The 17,807-nt window shown below is 54.8% G+C and carries 18 protein-coding genes; 9 read left to right on the top strand and 9 right to left on the bottom strand.

Annotated features, from left to right (window positions below):
* The first annotated feature begins 42 nt into the window (after nucleotides 1–42).
* Nucleotides 43–954 (top strand): cysteine synthase CysM, encoded by a 912-nt coding sequence (gene cysM, locus F384_RS13450; RefSeq protein WP_046484786.1) that lies wholly within the window; start codon nucleotides 43–45, stop codon nucleotides 952–954.
* Nucleotides 955–1,045: 91 nt separating this feature from the next.
* On the opposite strand, the gene F384_RS13445 is transcribed toward cysM, so the two are convergent.
* Nucleotides 1,046–1,762 (bottom strand): type 1 glutamine amidotransferase, encoded by a 717-nt coding sequence (locus F384_RS13445; protein ID WP_046484784.1) that lies wholly within the window; start codon nucleotides 1,760–1,762, stop codon nucleotides 1,046–1,048.
* A 13-nt stretch (nucleotides 1,763–1,775) separates the two neighbouring features.
* Nucleotides 1,776–3,071 (bottom strand): transcriptional regulator PtsJ, encoded by a 1,296-nt coding sequence (gene ptsJ / locus F384_RS13440; protein ID WP_046484781.1) that lies wholly within the window; start codon nucleotides 3,069–3,071, stop codon nucleotides 1,776–1,778.
* Between the two features lie 82 nt (nucleotides 3,072–3,153).
* Between ptsJ and pdxK the strand changes: the two genes are divergently transcribed.
* Nucleotides 3,154–4,020, top strand: coding sequence for a pyridoxine/pyridoxal/pyridoxamine kinase (gene pdxK / locus F384_RS13435; RefSeq protein WP_046484776.1), 867 nt, complete (start codon nucleotides 3,154–3,156; stop codon nucleotides 4,018–4,020).
* On the top strand, nucleotides 4,017–4,256 hold the full coding sequence (locus F384_RS13430; protein WP_042999906.1) for a hypothetical protein: 240 nt from the start codon (nucleotides 4,017–4,019) through the stop codon (nucleotides 4,254–4,256). The genes pdxK and F384_RS13430 overlap by 4 nt, the downstream gene beginning before the upstream one ends.
* Before the next feature lie 352 nt (nucleotides 4,257–4,608).
* Here the strand turns inward: F384_RS13430 and crr are convergent, their stop codons facing one another.
* From crr to cysZ, 5 genes are all read right to left on the bottom strand, one after another.
* On the bottom strand, nucleotides 4,609–5,118 hold the full coding sequence (gene crr / locus F384_RS13425) for a PTS glucose transporter subunit IIA (RefSeq protein ID WP_000522253.1): 510 nt from the start codon (nucleotides 5,116–5,118) through the stop codon (nucleotides 4,609–4,611).
* Nucleotides 5,119–5,158: 40 nt separating this feature from the next.
* Entirely contained in the window at nucleotides 5,159–6,886 is a 1,728-nt protein-coding gene (gene ptsI, locus F384_RS13420) for a phosphoenolpyruvate-protein phosphotransferase PtsI (RefSeq protein ID WP_046484637.1), read from the bottom strand.
* Nucleotides 6,887–6,932: 46 nt separating this feature from the next.
* Entirely contained in the window at nucleotides 6,933–7,190 is a 258-nt protein-coding gene (gene ptsH, locus F384_RS13415; protein WP_000487600.1) for a phosphocarrier protein Hpr, read from the bottom strand.
* A 381-nt stretch (nucleotides 7,191–7,571) separates the two neighbouring features.
* Nucleotides 7,572–8,543, bottom strand: coding sequence for a cysteine synthase A (gene cysK / locus F384_RS13410; RefSeq protein WP_046483505.1), 972 nt, complete (start codon nucleotides 8,541–8,543; stop codon nucleotides 7,572–7,574).
* 163 nt (nucleotides 8,544–8,706) lie between these two features.
* Nucleotides 8,707–9,468 (bottom strand): sulfate transporter CysZ, encoded by a 762-nt coding sequence (cysZ, locus tag F384_RS13405; protein ID WP_046483503.1) that lies wholly within the window; start codon nucleotides 9,466–9,468, stop codon nucleotides 8,707–8,709.
* A gap of 230 nt (nucleotides 9,469–9,698) precedes the next feature.
* Between cysZ and zipA the strand changes: the two genes are divergently transcribed.
* From zipA to F384_RS13390, 3 genes are all read left to right on the top strand, one after another.
* Nucleotides 9,699–10,727 (top strand): cell division protein ZipA, encoded by a 1,029-nt coding sequence (gene zipA, locus F384_RS13400; RefSeq protein WP_046483500.1) that lies wholly within the window; start codon nucleotides 9,699–9,701, stop codon nucleotides 10,725–10,727.
* Between the two features lie 72 nt (nucleotides 10,728–10,799).
* Nucleotides 10,800–12,815, top strand: coding sequence for an NAD-dependent DNA ligase LigA (gene ligA, locus F384_RS13395; RefSeq protein WP_046483497.1), 2,016 nt, complete (start codon nucleotides 10,800–10,802; stop codon nucleotides 12,813–12,815).
* A gap of 1 nt (nucleotide 12,816) precedes the next feature.
* On the top strand, nucleotides 12,817–13,035 hold the full coding sequence (locus tag F384_RS13390) for a DUF3820 family protein (protein ID WP_042317684.1): 219 nt from the start codon (nucleotides 12,817–12,819) through the stop codon (nucleotides 13,033–13,035).
* On the opposite strand, the gene F384_RS13385 is transcribed toward F384_RS13390, so the two are convergent.
* Nucleotides 13,032–14,030 carry a bile acid:sodium symporter family protein gene (locus tag F384_RS13385; protein WP_046483493.1) on the bottom strand — a complete coding sequence of 333 codons (999 nt, stop codon included), beginning with the start codon at nucleotides 14,028–14,030 and terminating at the stop codon, nucleotides 13,032–13,034. The genes F384_RS13390 and F384_RS13385 overlap by 4 nt on opposite strands.
* Before the next feature lie 89 nt (nucleotides 14,031–14,119).
* Between F384_RS13385 and F384_RS13380 the strand changes: the two genes are divergently transcribed.
* Nucleotides 14,120–15,046, top strand: coding sequence for a LysR family transcriptional regulator (locus F384_RS13380; RefSeq protein ID WP_046483490.1), 927 nt, complete (start codon nucleotides 14,120–14,122; stop codon nucleotides 15,044–15,046).
* Here F384_RS13380 and F384_RS13375 read toward each other — a convergent pair.
* Nucleotides 15,037–15,378, bottom strand: coding sequence for a FlxA-like family protein (locus tag F384_RS13375; protein WP_046483488.1), 342 nt, complete (start codon nucleotides 15,376–15,378; stop codon nucleotides 15,037–15,039). The two genes, F384_RS13380 and F384_RS13375, sit on opposite strands and share 10 nt — an antisense overlap.
* A gap of 236 nt (nucleotides 15,379–15,614) precedes the next feature.
* On the opposite strand from F384_RS13375, the gene xapA reads away from it, so the two are divergent.
* Both xapA and F384_RS13365 read left to right on the top strand, forming a co-directional pair.
* Nucleotides 15,615–16,448 (top strand): xanthosine phosphorylase, encoded by an 834-nt coding sequence (gene xapA / locus F384_RS13370; RefSeq protein WP_046483486.1) that lies wholly within the window; start codon nucleotides 15,615–15,617, stop codon nucleotides 16,446–16,448.
* A gap of 64 nt (nucleotides 16,449–16,512) precedes the next feature.
* Nucleotides 16,513–17,769, top strand: a complete 1,257-nt coding sequence (locus tag F384_RS13365) for a nucleoside permease (protein WP_046483483.1) — start codon at nucleotides 16,513–16,515, stop codon at nucleotides 17,767–17,769.
* The last annotated feature ends 38 nt before the right edge of the window (nucleotides 17,770–17,807 follow it).

The raw sequence follows: 17,807 nt of genomic DNA, 5'->3' as shown, positions 1-17,807 counted from the left end.
CGGAGGCGCACCGCGATCCGGGCTTTTTTATGGACAGCGCGCGTGAACACATTAGAACAAACGATTGGCAATACGCCTCTGGTGAAACTGCAACGACTGACACCCGACAACGGCAGTGAAATCTGGGTCAAACTGGAAGGTAACAACCCGGCAGGGTCGGTGAAAGATCGTGCCGCGTTATCGATGATTGTCGAAGCGGAAAAACGCGGCGAGATTACACCTGGCGACGTGTTAATTGAGGCCACCAGCGGCAACACCGGCATTGCGCTGGCGATGATTGCCGCGTTGAAAGGTTATCGCATGAAGCTGCTGATGCCGGACAACATGAGCCAGGAGCGTCGTGCAGCGATGCGCGCCTACGGCGCCGAGCTGGTTCTGGTCACCAAAGAGCAGGGGATGGAAGGGGCGCGTGATTTAGCGCTGGAAATGGCGAATCGCGGTGAAGGTAAGCTGCTGGACCAGTTCAACAACCCGGACAACCCCTACGCGCATTACACCACCACCGGCCCCGAAATCTGGCAGCAAACGTCCGGGCGGATCACCCATTTCGTCTCCAGTATGGGGACGACCGGCACCATTACCGGCGTGTCGCGTTTTCTGCGTGAGCAAGAGAAACCGGTGACGATTGTGGGGCTGCAACCGGAAGAGGGCAGCAGTATTCCGGGGATTCGCCGCTGGCCTGCGGAATACATGCCGGGCATTTTTAACGCTCAGCTTGTCGATCAGGTTGTGGATATTCATCAGCGAGACGCGGAGAACACCATGCGTGAACTGGCCGTGCGTGAAGGGATCTTCTGTGGCGTCAGTTCAGGCGGTGCAGTCGCTGGCGCGATACGCATTGCGAAAGCGAATCCGGGCGCGGTGGTGGTGGCGATTATTTGCGATCGCGGCGATCGCTATCTGTCGACTGGCGTCTTTGGCGAAGAGCATTTTAGCCAGGGATTAGGGATATAGTTTGTAGGCCTGATGAGCATAGCGCCATCAGGCAAACATACGGCACGATCGCCGGATGACGACGTAAAGCGTCTTATCCGGCCTGTTATGATCAATCGTTACGTTTTTCCACAAGCTTATCAAGGAACTGCCAGAGCGTTTCGTTCATTTCCCGGTAATCCCAGTCACGCATTTCCTCGTTTGAGCGAATAAAGCGCTTCCCTTTGGCTTCTGCCAGTTCCTGTTCGGAATGTTGAATCAATCCTTCAACCGCCCCGGCGGTAAACTCCATATGGCACTGGAAACCATAAACAAAATTACCGTACTGTACGATTTGCCGTGGGCAGCCTGCGCTGGTGGCAAGTACCGTTGCCTGGTCGGTTAACCCCGGCATGTCGTTGTGCCAGTGACCGACGGTGAGCGGAGAGCCGAAGTGGGCAAGCAGTGGATGCTGTTTTCCTGCATCGGTTAGGGTGATGGGATAGTGACCAATCTCTTTTTCCGGGCTCTGGCAGACTCTGGCACCCAGCGCCTCACCAATCAGCTGTGAGCCCAGGCAAATCCCAACCACAATACGACCCGCCGAGATGGCCTGGTTGATCAGATGCTGTTCGGCCAGAGAATCAAAGTATGGGCACTCTGCAAGCGTGGTGCGCGGTGATTGTGGGCCGCCAAAAACGACCAGCATATCAAAGCCATCGGCGTTAGCCGGAACGGCTTCGTTGTCGTAGACGCGAGTCCAGGTGATGTTGTAGCCACGCGCTTCGGCCCACGGCAAATAAGCACCGGCCGATTCAAACGACTCGTGAATGATAAAATGGATGTGCACGGAGGCTCTCCTGTTATTGGCTCAGCGCCTGATGAAGATGGGCGGCCAGGCGGTTGATGTCGTTGTCGTTGAGTGTGGAAAGGGTAATGCGCAGACCCTGCGCGGGCGTGTTGACGCCGAAGGCTTCGCCTTCACGCACCAGCCAGCCGAACTTCGCCAGCGCGAATGCGGTGTTCTGACTGGCTTCGGCGAGCGGTAGCCACAGGTTCAGGCCATCGCCGGGGGAAACGTTGCTGAGGCCTTGCATGCGCAGCGCCTGAGCCAGTTTACGCTGCTGATCGGCATAAAACTGGCGGGACTCCGTGAGAGTTTGCTGCCAGACGGGGTCTGCCAGACAGGCGTGAACCAGATCCTGCAAAATGTGGCTGACCCACTGACTGCCGGCGTTAAGGCGCAGGCGCAACTTTGCCGAAGTTGCGGGATCGCTGGCGACAATGGCAAGACGCAGGTCCGGCCCCAGCGCTTTCGACATTGAGCGAACGACCGACCAGTGGAGCGTTTCTGCTGCAATCACCGGATGCCATGCGGAGGCTGAAAGCAGGGCAAAGTGGTCGTCAACAATCACCAGCACCTGCGGATATCGCGCAAGAATAGCCTGCAATGCGCCAGCGCGGGTAGCGCTTAAACTGCATCCCGTCGGGTTGTGCGCCCGTGGCGTCACGATCACCGCGCGTGCGCCTTTACTCAGCGCCTGTTCAAGCCCTTCGGGTAGCATTCCTTCGCTATCGACGCCCACCGGGCTGGCGCGGAATCCGGCGTATCGCAGCATGTTAATGCTGCTTAAAAAACAAGGATCCTCAACCACCACGCTGTCGCCCGGCAGCAGATGGGCGCTCAGCAGGCGTTCAATGGCATCAATCGCGCCGCTGGTGATATCAATTTCGCCCGCGGCGGGAACGGCATTCTGCATCCATTGTGTGGCCCAGCGCTTTAGCGCCGGTGAAACCGGTGCGTCGCCGTACAGGCGGTGGTCGTGATGGAGATGTGCAAAGTAGCGACTCAGGTCGGGCAGACGAGTTGGATCTGGATTCCCGCTGGAGAGATCGTGCAGTGGCGTATGGGGGTCGCCGCCTTCCCACGCGATGGGCGTAGAGGCGCTTTTTATGACGGTGCCATTGCGGCCACGACTTTGCGCCAGTCCGGAAGTGACCAGGCGTTTGTAGGCCGCCGCGACGGTATTGCGATTCACGTTGAGTCGCGTTGCCAGTTCCCGCACCGGCGGCAATGTTTCACCCGCAGGCAGCACGCCACTGGTCACGTGCTGACGTATACTGTCAAAGATTTCGCTGGCGGTTTTTCCGTCGATCATTATTGACCTATGACAAAATGAATTTTAGCATATGACGATAATAGTGAGGCATCAGCCCGCTGTCCAGTGAGAGGAGAAGTCTATGGGGCAGGAGAGTGATATTCAGTCAGTGCTCTTCGACGATAAGCATCGGGCATTACAGACCGATATTGTCGCCGTTCAGTCACAGGTGGTGTATGGCAGCGTCGGCAACAGCATCGCTGTTCCTGCCATCAAAGCAAAGGGATTGCGGGTGACGGCGGTGCCTACCGTCCTGTTCAGTAATACTCCGCACTATGACACGTTCTATGGGGGCGTGATTCCGGCTGACTGGTTCAGTGGCTATTTGCAGGCGCTCAATGAGCGCGATGCGCTGCGCGAGTTAAAAGCGGTGACCACCGGTTATATGGGCAGCGCGGAACAAATCGCTCTGCTGGCGCAGTGGCTAAAAACCGTGCGTGAATCGCATCCTGATATTCCTGTTCTGGTCGATCCGGTGATTGGTGATACCGACAGCGGAATGTATGTGAAAGCCGAGATCCCGGATGCCTATCGACAGCACCTGTTGCCGCTGGCGCAGGGGCTGACGCCGAATGTTTTTGAGCTGGAGATGCTCAGCGGCATGCCGTGCCGCACGCTGGAGGAGGCTGTCGTCGCGGCGAGATCGTTGCTGACCGACACGCTGAAGTGGATTGTGATCACCAGTGCGCCAGGACAGGACAAAGACACCATCAATGTGGCGGTGGTGACGGCACAAACGCTGGATGTGATTGAACATCCGCGTGTAGAAACCGATCTGAAAGGGACCGGCGATCTGTTCTGTGCCGAATTGATTAGCGGCATTGTGTTGGGAAAATCACTGACGCAGGCAACGCAACAGGCTGCGGAACGCGTGCTGGAGGTGATGACCTGGACGCAGCAATGCGGTTGTGACGAACTGATACTGCCTCCGACAGAGGAGGCGCGATGAAGAGCTATCGGCTGGTGGTTCGCCAGCAGGGACGCATTGTCGGGCATTTTGAAACCAGCGGGCTGAATGCGCTGGAAGATATCTGCGTGGCGCGCGCGATGTTTGGCATCACAGGCGGCTACCAGTGTGAACTGCTGGTTTCTGATTCCGAAAAGAGGATGCTGGAGAGCGGGCCGGAAGGGATGAAAATCCTGATGCGTGAAAAGTGTTATCGCCCGGTGACCTCGCCATTGTGACTGCTGTATCGATGCCGGATGGCGGCGCAAACGCCTTATCCGGCCTGGCGGTTCAACTCCGTGGTGAAAAATCGCATAGGCGCTGATAAGCACAGCACCGATGCCGGATGGCGGCGCAAACGCCTTATCCGGCCTACCGATCTAACTCCGTGGTGAAAAATCTCGCAGGCCTGATAAGCGCAGCACCGATGCCTGCGCAAACGCCTTATCCGGCATACCGGTTCAACTCCGTGGTGAAAAATCGCGTAGGCCTGATAAGCGCAGCGCCATCAGGCAGGTCGGAAGCATCGTTGTTGGATGACGTGTATAAAAAAATGGCGCCAGAAGGCGCCATTTTTTCCTGCGGCAAGAATTATTTCTTGATGCGGATAACCGGGGTTTCACCCACAGTCACGCTACCGGACAGTTTGATCAGTTCTTTGATTTCGTCCATGTTGGAGATAACAACCGGAGTCAGGGTAGACTTGGCTTTTTCTTCCAGCAGTGGCAGATCGAATTCAATAACCGGGTCGCCCACTTTCACACGCTGGCCTTCTTCAGCGATGCGCTTAAAGCCTTCGCCTTTCAGTTCAACGGTGTCGATACCGAAGTGAACAAACAGTTCGATACCGCTATCGGATTCGATAGAGAACGCATGGTTGGTCTCAAAGATTTTGCCGATGGTACCGTCAACCGGTGCAACCATCTTGTTACCGGTTGGTTTAATAGCGATGCCATCACCCACGATTTTTTCAGCAAAAACGACATCCGGTACGTCTTCGATGTTGACGATCTCGCCCGAGAGCGGTGCAACAATCTCAATAGTTCCGGTGTCTTTCTTATCATCAGAAACCAGAGACTTCAGTTTATCGAACAAACCCATGATCTTCTCCTAAGCAGTAAATTGGGCCGCATCTCGTGGATTAGCAGATTGTTTTTTCTTCAATGAACTTGTTAACCAGCGTCATTAACTCGTCCGTTGTCGGTTGAGCAAGAGCCTGCTCTGCTAACACCTTCGCATCTTCGAAGTTCGTGTTACGGATAATCTTCTTAATGCGCGGGATAGAAATGGCACTCATAGAGAATTCGTCCAGACCCATCCCCAGCAACAGAAGTGTAGCACGTTCGTCGCCTGCAAGCTCACCGCACATGCCAGTCCATTTACCTTCAGCATGAGAAGCATCAATAACTTGCTTGATCAAAGTGAGGACAGACGGTGACATTGGCTGGTAGAGATGTGAAATCATATCATTACCACGGTCAACTGCCAGAGTGTACTGCGTTAAATCATTGGTGCCGATACTAAAGAAATCAACTTCTTTGGCTAAATGACGAGCAATCGTTGCTGCAGCCGGTGTTTCCACCATCACGCCAATTTCAATCGTTTCGTCAAAGGCCTTACCTTCGTCACGCAGTTCCTGTTTGTAGATTTCGATCTCTTTGCGCAGCGCGCGGACTTCTTCAACAGAGATGATCATCGGGAACATAATGCGCAGTTTACCGAAAGCAGACGCGCGCAGGATGGCGCGAACCTGATCGCGCAGGATCTCTTTACGATCCATCGCGATACGTACGGCACGCCAGCCCAGGAACGGGTTCTCTTCTTTCGGGAAGTTCATGTATGGCAGCTCTTTGTCGCCGCCGATGTCCATGGTACGCACGATCACCGCCTGAGAGCCACAGGCTTCAGCCACGGCTTTGTACGCCGCAAACTGTTCTTCTTCAGTTGGCAGCGCGTCGCGGTCCATAAACAGGAATTCAGTACGATACAGACCAACGCCTTCCGCGCCGTTGCGCTCTGCGCCTTCGACGTCACGCACGGTGCCGATGTTGGCGCACACTTCAACCTGATGGCCATCCAGCGTGATTGCCGGTAGGTCTTTCAGTTTAGCCAGTTCCGCTTTTTCAGTGGCAACCTGCTCCTGAACGGCGCGCAGTTTTTCAATTTCGTCGTTGGTCGGGTTGACGTAAACCTGGTTGTTTACGGCATCCAGAATCAGATAGTCGTCGTTTTTCACCTGAGAGGTGACGCTACCGGTACCCACGATGGCTGGCAGTTCCAGAGAACGCGCCATGATAGAGGTGTGGGAGGTCCGGCCGCCCGCGTCGGTAATGAAACCCAGCACCTTTTGCAGGTTCAGCTGTGCGGTTTCGGACGGGGTCAGGTCAGCGGCAACCAGGATCACTTCGTCCTTGATTGCGCTCAGGTCAATAATTGCCAGCCCCAGGATGTTGCGCAGCAGGCGTTTACCGATGTCACGTACGTCAGCCGCACGTTCTTTCAGGTATTCATCATCCAGTTCTTCCAGGGCAGTGGCCTGACCTTCGATAATTTCATGTGCAGCTGCGTCAGCCGTCATGTGTTTATCTTTAATCAGGGCTATGATTTCCTGCTCCAGCTCCTCATCTTCGAGCAGCATAATATGCCCTTCGAAAATGGCTTCTTTTTCTTCACCGAACGTTTCACCGGCTTTCGTTTTGATCGCTTCTAACTGTGCAGATGCTTTGGCACGACCGCTAAGAAAACGTTCAACTTCCTGATCAACCTTATCGGCAGAAATTTTTTTCCGGTCAATGACGATTTCGTCTTCTTTCAGCAAAAGTGCTTTGCCGAAAGCGATACCCGGGGATGCTAAAATGCCTGAAATCATAACCCTACCTTACTTGTGACTGATTTTTAAAAGAACCCGGAAAAACTTATTCCAGTTCCGCCATCAGCTTGACCAGATGTTCAACCGCTTTCTGCTCGTCTTCACCTTCTGCAGAGATAGTAACGACGGTACCCTGAGTCAGACCCAGAGTTTGCAGTTTAAACAGGCTTTTCGCGCTGGCGCTTTTGCCGTTGGAAGTCACAGTAATCTCAGAAGTGAAGCCTTTCGCTTCTTTAACAAACTGAGCAGCAGGGCGGGTGTGCAGACCGTTCGGAGCGGTAATGGTAACTTCTTGCTGGAACATTGTATTTCCCCAACTTATAGGTTTAGTGTTGTGGAACTAAAGTCTAGCCTGGCGGTTTGACTTTAGCCTGTATTGTTAGCGCCGGCGTAAACGGGCGCGACACACCAGGTGTTTACGCAATCCGTTGCAGTCAACCTCTGGCCGCTGACGTTTCGCTCGTCATTAAACATTATGCCGCTAAATCAATACTTGAACCAAATCATAAAATCGATTCAGCCAGCACTTTTCCTGTAACGATTAATTTCGCGCTTCAAAATAATTAATCAGGTTAAATACCAGACCTGGCGGGGTGAAGCAATGGCAGGTGGGGTTAAAATTTGACGCAGGCCACAAAAAAGCACCTGAAAAGGTGCTTTTTTACGCGTTTTTAACATGCTGGCATTACTGTTGCAATTCTTTCTCTGTGAAGAGATCGGCAAACAGTGCAGTGCTCAGATAACGCTCACCCGATGACGGTAGGATAACCACAATATTCTTATTGGTAAAGGTTTCATCTTCCTGAAGTTTAAGCGCGGCAGCGACCGCGGCTCCGGAGGAGATACCGGCAAGAATGCCTTCTTCTTCCATCAGACGGCGGGCGGTGGAGATCGCCTCTTCGTTGGTGATGGCGACCACTTTATCGATCAGTTTCAGATCCAGGTTACCCGGAATAAAACCGGCACCAATACCCTGAATTTTGTGCGGACCCGGCTTCAGCTCTTCGCCTGCCAGCGCCTGAGCAATCACCGGGGAATCCGTCGGCTCAACGGCTACGGTAATCAGGTCGGCTTTGCCTTTGGTGCCCTTAATATAGCGGGTGACGCCGGTCAGCGTACCGCCCGTACCCACGCCGGAGATAAAGACGTCAACCTGACCATCGGTATCTTCCCAGATTTCCGGGCCGGTGGTTTTTTCGTGAATTTCCGGGTTAGCCGGGTTGCTGAACTGCTGAAGCAGCAGATATTTCGCCGGATCGCTGGCGACAATTTCTTCCGCTTTCTGAATCGCGCCTTTCATACCTTTCGCGCCTTCGGTCAGCACCAGGTTGGCGCCCAGCGCTTTCAGCAGCTTGCGACGCTCGATACTCATGGTTTCGGGCATGGTCAGCGTCAGCTTGTAGCCACGTGCTGCAGCGACATAGGCCAGCGCGATACCGGTATTGCCGCTGGTGGGCTCAACCAGTTCAACGCCCGGTTTCAGCACGCCGCGTTTTTCAGCATCCCAAATCATGTTGGCACCGATACGGCATTTGACGCTGAAGCTCGGGTTACGTGATTCCACCTTCGCCAGAATGCGTCCGTTACCGATACGGTTCAGTCGAACCAGCGGCGTATGACCGATAGTCAGCGAGTTGTCTTCAAAAATCTTACTCATGGCCTGTCCTTAACTGTATGAAATTGGGATACCTTCCCAGCATACCCTTCAGACTGAGATGGGGAAGTAAAGATTTCGCATATCTATATGCTATGGAGAAATAATGGGGATCAGTATGGAATAAGAGGTGGCATAAGCCACCTCCCGTTTACACATTTTTGCATTACTTCCATAACGCGTGCTTAGCACGATAGCAATCTACCCACATCGCCGTGGCGCCGCAGACCGCCACCGGCATGATGAAGAGGTTAAGTATCGGGATCAGCGTAAACAGGCTGGTGAGCGCACCAAACTGCATATTGATGACCTTACGGCTGCGCAGAGCGGTACGCATCTCTTTAAACGGCACTTTATGGTTATCAAAAGGGTAATCGCAATACTGAATGGCCAGCATCCAGGCGCTGAACAGGAACCACAACACGGGAGCGACAGTTTGCCCGATGCCGGGTATAAAATAGAGGATCAGCAGCACAATGGCGCGCGGCAAATACCACGCGAGCTTTTGCCATTCGCGTTTCATAATGCGCGGCACATCTTTCATGATGCCCAGAACCCCGGTATCTGGCGGCGTTGCGCCGGTCAGGCGCGCTTCCAGTTGCTCCGCCAGCAGGCCGTTAAACGGTGCGGCAATCCAGTTGGCCAGGGTCGAGAAAAAGTAACCAAACACCAGCAGCACAGAGAGGACGGCGATAGGCCACAGCAGATAGCTCAGCCATTGCAACCAGTCGGGGACATGACTCATGAGTGACGGGATCCAGACATCCAGTTGTGTGAATAACCACCAGAATGCACTGCCCATCAGCAGGATGTTTACCAGTAGCGGTAAAATGACATAGCGACGGATCCCCGGCTGCGAAACCAGTTTCCATCCCTGAGCAAAGTAGTAAAAACCGCTGCGTGGTGCAGTGACAGATGATGACACCATAGTCAGGACATGCTCCTTTTAGTATAAGTCCTAAGCGAACACGGGTATCTTACCGGGTTATCGCATGCAGAACAGTTCGGAAATGTTCGAAAAAACAGCAAAAAGCACAATTTCGTTCATCTTTATGCTGTGAAAGCTAAGAGTACACTTGCACTTGACGTAATCGACAAATACTCTTAGTGAGTAAATGTTTGCCGTGGTGGCAAGGTGTTAGAACAACAGAGAATATAATGATGCAGGATTTGCGTCTGATATTAATCATTGTTGGCGCGATCGCCATAATCGCTTTACTGGTACATGGTTTCTGGACCAGCCGTAAAGAACGATCTTCTATGTTCCGCGATCGTCCACTGAAACGCATGAAATCAAAACGCGACGACGACTCGTATGACGATGATGTTGAAGTAGACGAAGGCGTCGGTGAAGTTCGTGTTCACCGCGTGAATCATGCCCCTGGCAACACGCAGGAGCATGAAGCTCCTCGCCAGTCGCCGCAACACCAGTACCAGCCGCCTTATGCGTCGGCACAACCGCGTCAGCCGGTTCAGCAACCGCCTGGAGCGCCGGTACAGCCGCAGCATGCCCAGCGTCCGCCGCAACAGCCGGTACAGCAGCAGCCTGCGCCGCAGCAATCCGCGCAGCAGGTGCATCAGCCAGCGCCACAGCAACCCGTGCATCAGCCGCAGCCGGTTCAACAACAACCCGTTGCGCCGCAGGTTCAGCCTGTTCAGCCGACTGCGCCACAGCCATCGCAGCAGGCTTTCCAGCCCGCAGAACCCGTTGTTGAGTCGCAGCCTGAACCTGTCGTTGAAGAAGCACCCGCTCCGGAAAAACCTCAGCGTAAAGAAGCCGTGATCATCATGAACGTCGCCGCCCATCATGGCAGCGAGTTGAACGGTGAAGTGCTGCTCAACAGCATTCAGCAGGCCGGTTTCAAATTTGGCGACATGAATATCTTCCATCGTCATCTGAGTCCGGATGGCAGCGGCCCGGCGTTGTTCAGCCTGGCGAATATGGTTAACCCGGGTACGTTTGATCCAGAAATGGTCGACTTCACGACGCCGGGCGTGACTATCTTCATGCAGGTACCGTCTTATGGCGATGAACTGCAAAACTTCAAACTGATGCTGCAATCCGCACAGCACATTGCCGATGAAGTCGGCGGCGTGGTGCTCGACGATCAGCGTCGGATGATGACGCCGCAAAAATTGCGGGAGTATCAGGACCGTATCCGCGAAGTGAAAGACGCGAACGCCTGATACACTCGAGGCACGACAACTTCTTTTCTGAACCCCCGCCTGTCGGGGGTTTTTTATCATTGATGGTGCGATATGGAATCAATCGAACAACAACTGACCGAACTGCGAACCACGCTTCGCCATCATGAGTATCTTTACCATGTGATGGATGCGCCAGAAATCCCGGATGCAGAATATGACCGTCTGATGCGCGAACTGCGTGAACTGGAAGCGCAGCACCCGGAACTGATCACCCCGGATTCTCCGACTCAGCGTGTGGGTGCTGCGCCGCTGGCGTCTTTTAGCCAGATTCGTCATGAAGTGCCGATGTTGTCGCTGGACAACGTCTTTGATGAAGAGAGTTTCCTGGCATTTAACAAACGCGTGCAGGACCGCCTTAAGAGCAGCGATAAGTTGACCTGGTGCTGCGAACTGAAGCTGGACGGTCTGGCGGTCAGCATCCTCTACGAAAACGGCGTGCTGGTAAGTGCTGCAACCCGTGGCGATGGCACGACCGGTGAGGACATTACTTCAAACGTGCGAACGATTCGCGCTATTCCGTTGAAACTCCGCGGCGATAACATTCCGACGCGTCTGGAAGTGCGTGGCGAGGTGTTTTTGCCACAGGCTGGTTTTGAGAAGATCAATGACGATGCTCGCCGGACGGGCGGTAAGTTGTTTGCTAACCCGCGTAACGCGGCGGCGGGTTCGCTGCGCCAGCTTGACCCGCGTATCACTGCGAAGCGACCGCTCACTTTCTTCTGTTATGGCGTTGGCGTGCTGGAAGGCGGTGAACTGCCCGATACCCATCTGGGCCGCTTGCTCCAGTTCAAAGCGTGGGGGCTGCCGGTCAGCGATCGCGTGACCCTGTGTGACTCCCCGGAAGCCGTGCTGGCGTTTTACCACAAGGTGGAAGAAGACCGCCCGACGCTGGGTTTCGACATCGACGGCGTAGTGATTAAGGTCAACTCGATGGCGCTTCAGGAGCAACTGGGGTTTGTCGCGCGCGCGCCGCGCTGGGCGGTAGCCTTTAAATTCCCGGCGCAGGAGCAGATGACCTTTGTTCGTGACGTGGAGTTCCAGGTGGGGCGTACCGGCGCGATTACGCCCGTTGCGCGCCTTGAGCCTGTTCAGGTTGCGGGTGTGCTGGTGAGTAACGCCACGCTGCATAACGCCGATGAAATCGAGCGTCTCGGGCTGCGCATTGGCGATAAGGTGGTGATTCGCCGTGCGGGCGATGTCATCCCACAGGTGGTCAACGTGGTGCTTTCCGAACGTCCGGACGACACGCGGCCAGTGGAATTTCCGACGCATTGCCCGGTATGCAATTCCGATGTCGAACGGGTGGAAGGTGAAGCGGTCGCTCGCTGTACCGGTGGGCTGATTTGCGGTGCGCAGCGTAAAGAGTCCCTCAAGCATTTCGTCTCTCGTCGGGCGATGGACGTGGACGGGATGGGTGACAAGATTATCGACCAACTGGTTGAGAAAGAGTATGTCCACACACCGGCAGATTTGTTCAGGCTGACAGCCGGTAAACTGACCGGTCTCGACCGGATGGGGCCGAAGTCAGCGCAAAACGTGGTGGATGCGCTGGAAAAATCGAAAGAGACGACCTTTGCGCGCTTCCTGTATGCGCTGGGGATCCGGGAAGTCGGCGAGGCCACGGCGGCGGGACTGGCGGCCTTCTTTGGTACGCTGGAAGCGCTGGAAGCCGCGTCTATTGACGAGCTGCAAAAAGTCCCGGACGTGGGCATTGTCGTCGCCACCCATGTGTTCAACTTTTTTGCCGAAGAGAGCAACCGCGAGGTGATTGCGCAACTGCTGGCGGAAGGCATTCGCTGGCCCGCGCCGGTGGTTATCAATGCGGAAGAAATCGACAGCCCTTTCGCCGGGAAAACGGTCGTTCTGACGGGGAGCCTGAGTCAGATGTCGCGCGATGACGCCAAAGCGCGGCTGGTGGAGCTCGGGGCGAAAGTGGCGGGCAGCGTCTCGAAGAAGACCGATCTGGTCATTGCTGGCGAAGCGGCAGGTTCCAAGCTGGCAAAAGCGCAGGAGCTGGGGATCGCGGTCATTGACGAAGCGGAAATGCTCCGCCTGCTGGGTGTCTGAGATGGAGAAAGAGCAGCTCGTTGAGATTGCCAACACGGTGATGCCGTTTGGTAAATATAAAGGGCGTCGGCTGATCGATGTGCCGGAAGAGTATCTGCTGTGGTTTGCCCGCAAGGATGAGTTCCCGGCGGGTAAACTGGGCGAGCTGATGCAAATCACGCTGCTGATCAAAACGGAAGGGCTGAGCCAACTGGTTCAGCCCCTGAAGCGTCCGCTTTAAGCTTTTGCGGCGCGGCTGTCCTGCTGCGCCTGTAACTGCTCGGTCTGGCGCTTATAGCGACGCGCCAGTACCGCGCAGACCATCAACTGGATCTGGTGGAAAATCATCAGTGGCAACACCATCATCCCAATGACGGACGTCGGAAAGAGGATGTTGGCCATGGGCACGCCGTTCGCCAGACTCTTTTTCGACCCACAGAAGACAATGGTGATTTCGTCGGCCTTGTTGAAGCCGCATTTGCGCGCCACAAAGATGTTTACGCCAATCACAATGGTGAGCAGCACAATGCAGACCACGACGATAAACAGTAACGATCCCCAACCGACTTTGTGCCAGATCCCGTTGACGACAGCTTCGCTGAAGGCTGAATAGACCACCAGCAAAATAGATGTCTGGTCAGTCTTCGCAATCCATTTTTTATTTCGCGCAACCCACTTGCCGATCCACGGGCGGGAAAGGTGTCCGAGCACAAACGGCAACAGCAGTTGCAACATGATTTTGCCGACCTGCTCCAGACTTCCTTCTGCGCCGTGAATGTTCATCACCACACCGACCAGCAGCGGGGAGAGGAAAATCCCCAGCAGGCTGGAGGCCGACGCTGAGCAGACCGCCGCCGCCACGTTTCCTCCCGCCAGCGACGTAAAGGCAATCGCCGACTGCACCGTGGCGGGCAAAATACACAGATACAGGAAACCGGTGTACAGCATCGGGTCAACGTTTACAGGCGCCCACCAGGCAAACAGTACACCCAGAACCGGGAACAGAATGAAGGTGCTGCACATCACCCACAGGTGCAAACGCCAGTGACTGCCGCCAGCGATAATGGCTTCGCGAGAAAGCTTTGCTCCGTGCATAAAGAACAGGAGCGCAATGGCGGCGGTGGTGATGCCTTCAACAACAGGAACAAAATCTCCCTCAGCTGGAAAAAATGAGGCCAGCAGGACGACCGTAATCAGGGTCAGGGTAAACGGCTCAAGGATACGAAAAATATTCATAAATACTCCAGGAATTCGGTGTCCTCATTTTGCTTTTTTCATTTTGAGAAATAAAATTGATTTATTGCATCTATATATGAATTGAGTTGATGAATTATTCACTGCGTCAATTACGTGTGTTTGTCACCGTTGCTCAGGAGCGAAGTTTCAGCCGGGCCGGTGAGTTTATTGGTCTGAGTCAGTCGGCAGTCAGTCACAGTATCAAAGAACTGGAGCGTCAGACAGGGGTGAAGCTCCTGAACCGCACGACGCGTGAAGTCGTGCTGACGGAGGCCGGACAACAACTGGCGGGCCGCCTGGAGCGACTGCTGGATGAACTGCATATCACGCTACGGGAAGCGGGCAGGGTGGGCACGCAACTTGCCGGTACTGTCCGTGTGGCGGCAAGCCAGACTATCTCTGCCCATCTCATTCCGCAGTGCATTGCGCAAAGCAACCAGCGTTATCCGGCGATCGACTTTGTCCTGCACGATCGACCGCAGCAGTGGGTGCTGGAGAGTATCCGCCAGGGGGAAGTGGATTTTGGTATTGTGATTGATCCCGGCGCAGTGAGCGATTTGCAGTGTGAAGCGATACTGTCTGAACCCTTTCTTCTGCTCTGCCATCAGTCGCATCCGCTGGCGCAACAGGAGTGGGTGAGCTGGCAGGATCTCCTGCAGGAACGACTGGTGTTGCAGGATTACGCGTCGGGAAGTCGACCGCTCATTGACGCGGCGCTCGCACACTTTGCGATAGAGGCCAATATTGTGCAGGAGATTGGCCATCCGGCGACGCTGTTTCCGATGGTGGAAGCGGGGATAGGCATTAGCATTTTGCCTGCGCTGGCCCTACCGCTGCCGCAGGGGAGTCATTTGCAGGTGAAGCGCCTGACGCCGGTAGTGGAACGGCAGTTGATGCTGGCGCGTCGCAAGAATCGCTCGCTGTCGACAGCAGCCCAGGCGCTGTGGGAAGTGGTTCGCACCCAGGCGAATGCATTAACGGATTTACGTGCACAGGATCCGCTCTATCAGATATAGACATCAATCTGATGATCATCGGAAGGATAATTTACGCCTTCGGCTTTGACCTGCGTTTGTTCCTGCTTTTGCTCGGCCTCTTCGGCCTGCTGACGCTGTAACTGTGCCAGTTGCGCCTGCAACATTTTGATCTGCGTTTGTATCAGTTCCTGCTGCTTTTGCTTCTCTTCGGCACTGCCGCTGCCGTCTGATACCTCTTTGAGCTTCTGCGTCAGTTGGGTGATTTTCTCTGCAATTTGCGCGATTTGTGCCGAGACGCTGTTACCGGCGGCGGCTTTTGTCCCACCGCCGCTGCTTTGCACGGAAGGGGTTGAGACGTTGATGGTGGTCATCGTGGTTTCCTTTTGCCATTAAAACTACGATATCGGCACAAGTTCGCAGACCTTCAGTACTCCCTGCCATTTCTGGCAGTGACACGTTTTCTCATCCGACGGTTTTGATTCGTCATATCAATATATATTTACTATCGATCGGTAGGGAAAACTGTATTGGTAATCGATTGCGTACTCTCGCTATAACCATTACCTCCCTCACTCAATGAGTGATTAGCCGATTATAAGGACATCTCATGACCGACTCCCACTTTTCCCAGAATCCCTGGTACAGCGCTGATATTATTCGCGGCTACAAACCTGACTTCACGCCGCGCGTCGCCTTTATCCTTGGATCGGGTTTAGGCGCGCTGGCTGAGCAGATAGAAGACGCAGTGGCGATTTCCTACGAGACGCTGCCGGGCTTCCCGGTGAGTACCGTTCACGGGCATGCGGGCGAGTTAGTGCTCGGTCATCTGGCCGGGGTTCCTGTTGCCTGTATGAAAGGGCGCGGGCACTTCTATGAAGGACGCGGCATGACCGTCATGACCGACGCCATTCGCACGATGAAGCTGCTGGGTTGCGAACTGTTGTTCTGCACTAACGCGGCGGGCTCTTTACGTCCGGAAGTGGGGCCAGGGAGCCTGGTGGCACTGAGCGACCATATTAACACCATGCCGGGGACGCCAATGGTTGGGCCGAACGACGACCGCTTTGGCGAGCGTTTCTTCTCGCTGGCCAATGCCTACGACGCCGATTATCGCGCGGTTTTGCAGACCGTCGCGGCCGACGAGGGTTTCGCGCTGAGCGAAGGGGTGTTTGTTTCCTATCCGGGACCCAACTTTGAGACAGCAGCAGAGATCCGCATGATGCAGATCATCGGCGGCGATGTGGTGGGGATGTCGGTGGTGCCTGAAGTCATCACCGCCCGCCATTGCGGACTGAAAGTGGTTGCCGTGTCGGCGATCACCAATCTGGCGGAAGGCCTGGGCGATGTGAAACTCTCGCACGCGCAAACCCTGGCGGCGGCTGAACTTTCACGACAGAACTTTATCGACCTGATTTGCGGGTTCCTGCGCAAACTGGCCTGAAACAGATAATAATAATGACCCCGCCAGCAGGCGGGGTTCGTACTCTACGGCAAGGAAGAGAAAAATGGGTATTGCGTCCCGATTAAAGATCATGTCGTTTATGCAATATTTTATCTGGGGAAGTTGGCTGGTGACCCTGGGCTCATACATGATCAACACCCTTCATTTTACCGGTGCCAATGTTGGCATGGTGTACAGCTCAAAAGGGTTGGCGGCGATTATTATGCCCGGCATCATGGGCATTATTGCTGACAAATGGCTGCGCGCAGAGCGCGCTTATATGCTCTGTCATCTGATCTGCGCGGGCGTGTTGCTCTACGCGACCACGGTGACCGACCCGGACACGATGTTCTGGGTGATGTTGATCAACGCCATGGCCTTCATGCCGACCATTTCTCTTTCTAACAGCGTCTCGTACTCCTGTCTGGCGCAGGCAGGGCAGGATCCGGTAACGGCATTTCCTCCTGTCCGCGTTTTCGGCACGATTGGCTTTATCGTTGCAATGTGGACCGTCAGTCTGATGGGACTGGAGCTGAGCAGCGCGCAGCTGTACATTGCGTCCGGTGCATCACTGCTGCTGGCTATCTATGCGCTCACGCTGCCAAAAATACCGGTGGCCGAGAAGAAAGCGAGCGCGTCGCTCGCCAGTAAGCTGGGGCTGGATGCGTTCGTGTTGTTTAAAAATCCGCGGATGGCGATCTTCTTCCTGTTTGCGATGATGCTGGGTGCCGTACTGCAAATTACCAACGTTTTCGGTAATCCCTTCCTACACGACTTTGCCCGCGATCCGCAATTTGCCGACAGCTTTGTGGTGAAATACCCGTCCATCTTACTGTCCGTCTCGCAGATGGCGGAAGTGGGCTTTATTCTGACCATCCCGTTCTTCCTTAAACGTTTTGGCATCAAAACGGTCATGCTGATGAGCATGCTGGCGTGGACATTGCGCTTTGGTTTCTTTGCCTTTGGCGACCCGTCACCGCTCGGTTTTGTCCTGTTGCTGATGTCGATGATTGTTTACGGTTGTGCCTTCGACTTCTTCAACATTTCTGGCTCCGTCTTCGTTGAGCAGGAAGTGGAATCCCGGATCCGTGCCAGTGCGCAGGGACTGTTTATGACGATGGTCAACGGCGTCGGGGCGTGGGTCGGTTCCATCCTGAGCGGTATGGCGGTGGATTACTTCTCCGTGGATGGCGTAAAGGACTGGCAAACCATCTGGCTCGTCTTTGCGGCGTATGCCCTGGCGCTGGCGGTGATTTTCGCGCTGTTCTTTAAGTATAAACATGAGCCTGAAAAATTGACGCAGCACTCGCTGGCTCGCTAACCCTCCTTTGCGGCGGGCGAGTGTTGCCCGCCGTTCCT

The organism is Citrobacter amalonaticus Y19 (assembly GCF_000981805.1).
Classification (GTDB): Bacteria; Pseudomonadota; Gammaproteobacteria; order Enterobacterales; family Enterobacteriaceae; genus Citrobacter_A; species Citrobacter_A amalonaticus_C.
This window is presented reverse-complemented; position numbering and strand designations above follow the sequence as displayed.

Bases quoted from the DNA above. Each gene is read 5' to 3' on its own strand.
- zipA (WP_046483500.1), top strand. From the start codon at position 9,699: ATGATGCAGGATTTGCGTCTGATATTAATCATTGTTGGCGCGATCGCC.
- cysZ (WP_046483503.1), bottom strand. From the start codon at position 9,468: ATGGTGTCATCATCTGTCACTGCACCACGCAGCGGTTTTTACTACTTT.
- ligA (WP_046483497.1), top strand. From the start codon at position 10,800: ATGGAATCAATCGAACAACAACTGACCGAACTGCGAACCACGCTTCGC.
- ptsI (WP_046484637.1), bottom strand. From the start codon at position 6,886: ATGATTTCAGGCATTTTAGCATCCCCGGGTATCGCTTTCGGCAAAGCA.
- F384_RS13430 (WP_042999906.1), top strand. From the start codon at position 4,017: ATGAAGAGCTATCGGCTGGTGGTTCGCCAGCAGGGACGCATTGTCGGG.
- ptsH (WP_000487600.1), bottom strand. From the start codon at position 7,190: ATGTTCCAGCAAGAAGTTACCATTACCGCTCCGAACGGTCTGCACACC.
- pdxK (WP_046484776.1), top strand. From the start codon at position 3,154: ATGGGGCAGGAGAGTGATATTCAGTCAGTGCTCTTCGACGATAAGCAT.
- F384_RS13390 (WP_042317684.1), top strand. From the start codon at position 12,817: ATGGAGAAAGAGCAGCTCGTTGAGATTGCCAACACGGTGATGCCGTTT.
- ptsJ (WP_046484781.1), bottom strand. From the start codon at position 3,071: ATGATCGACGGAAAAACCGCCAGCGAAATCTTTGACAGTATACGTCAG.
- xapA (WP_046483486.1), top strand. From the start codon at position 15,615: ATGACCGACTCCCACTTTTCCCAGAATCCCTGGTACAGCGCTGATATT.
- F384_RS13375 (WP_046483488.1), bottom strand. From the start codon at position 15,378: ATGACCACCATCAACGTCTCAACCCCTTCCGTGCAAAGCAGCGGCGGT.
- F384_RS13365 (WP_046483483.1), top strand. From the start codon at position 16,513: ATGGGTATTGCGTCCCGATTAAAGATCATGTCGTTTATGCAATATTTT.
- crr (WP_000522253.1), bottom strand. From the start codon at position 5,118: ATGGGTTTGTTCGATAAACTGAAGTCTCTGGTTTCTGATGATAAGAAA.
- cysK (WP_046483505.1), bottom strand. From the start codon at position 8,543: ATGAGTAAGATTTTTGAAGACAACTCGCTGACTATCGGTCATACGCCG.
- F384_RS13380 (WP_046483490.1), top strand. From the start codon at position 14,120: ATGAATTATTCACTGCGTCAATTACGTGTGTTTGTCACCGTTGCTCAG.
- F384_RS13385 (WP_046483493.1), bottom strand. From the start codon at position 14,030: ATGAATATTTTTCGTATCCTTGAGCCGTTTACCCTGACCCTGATTACG.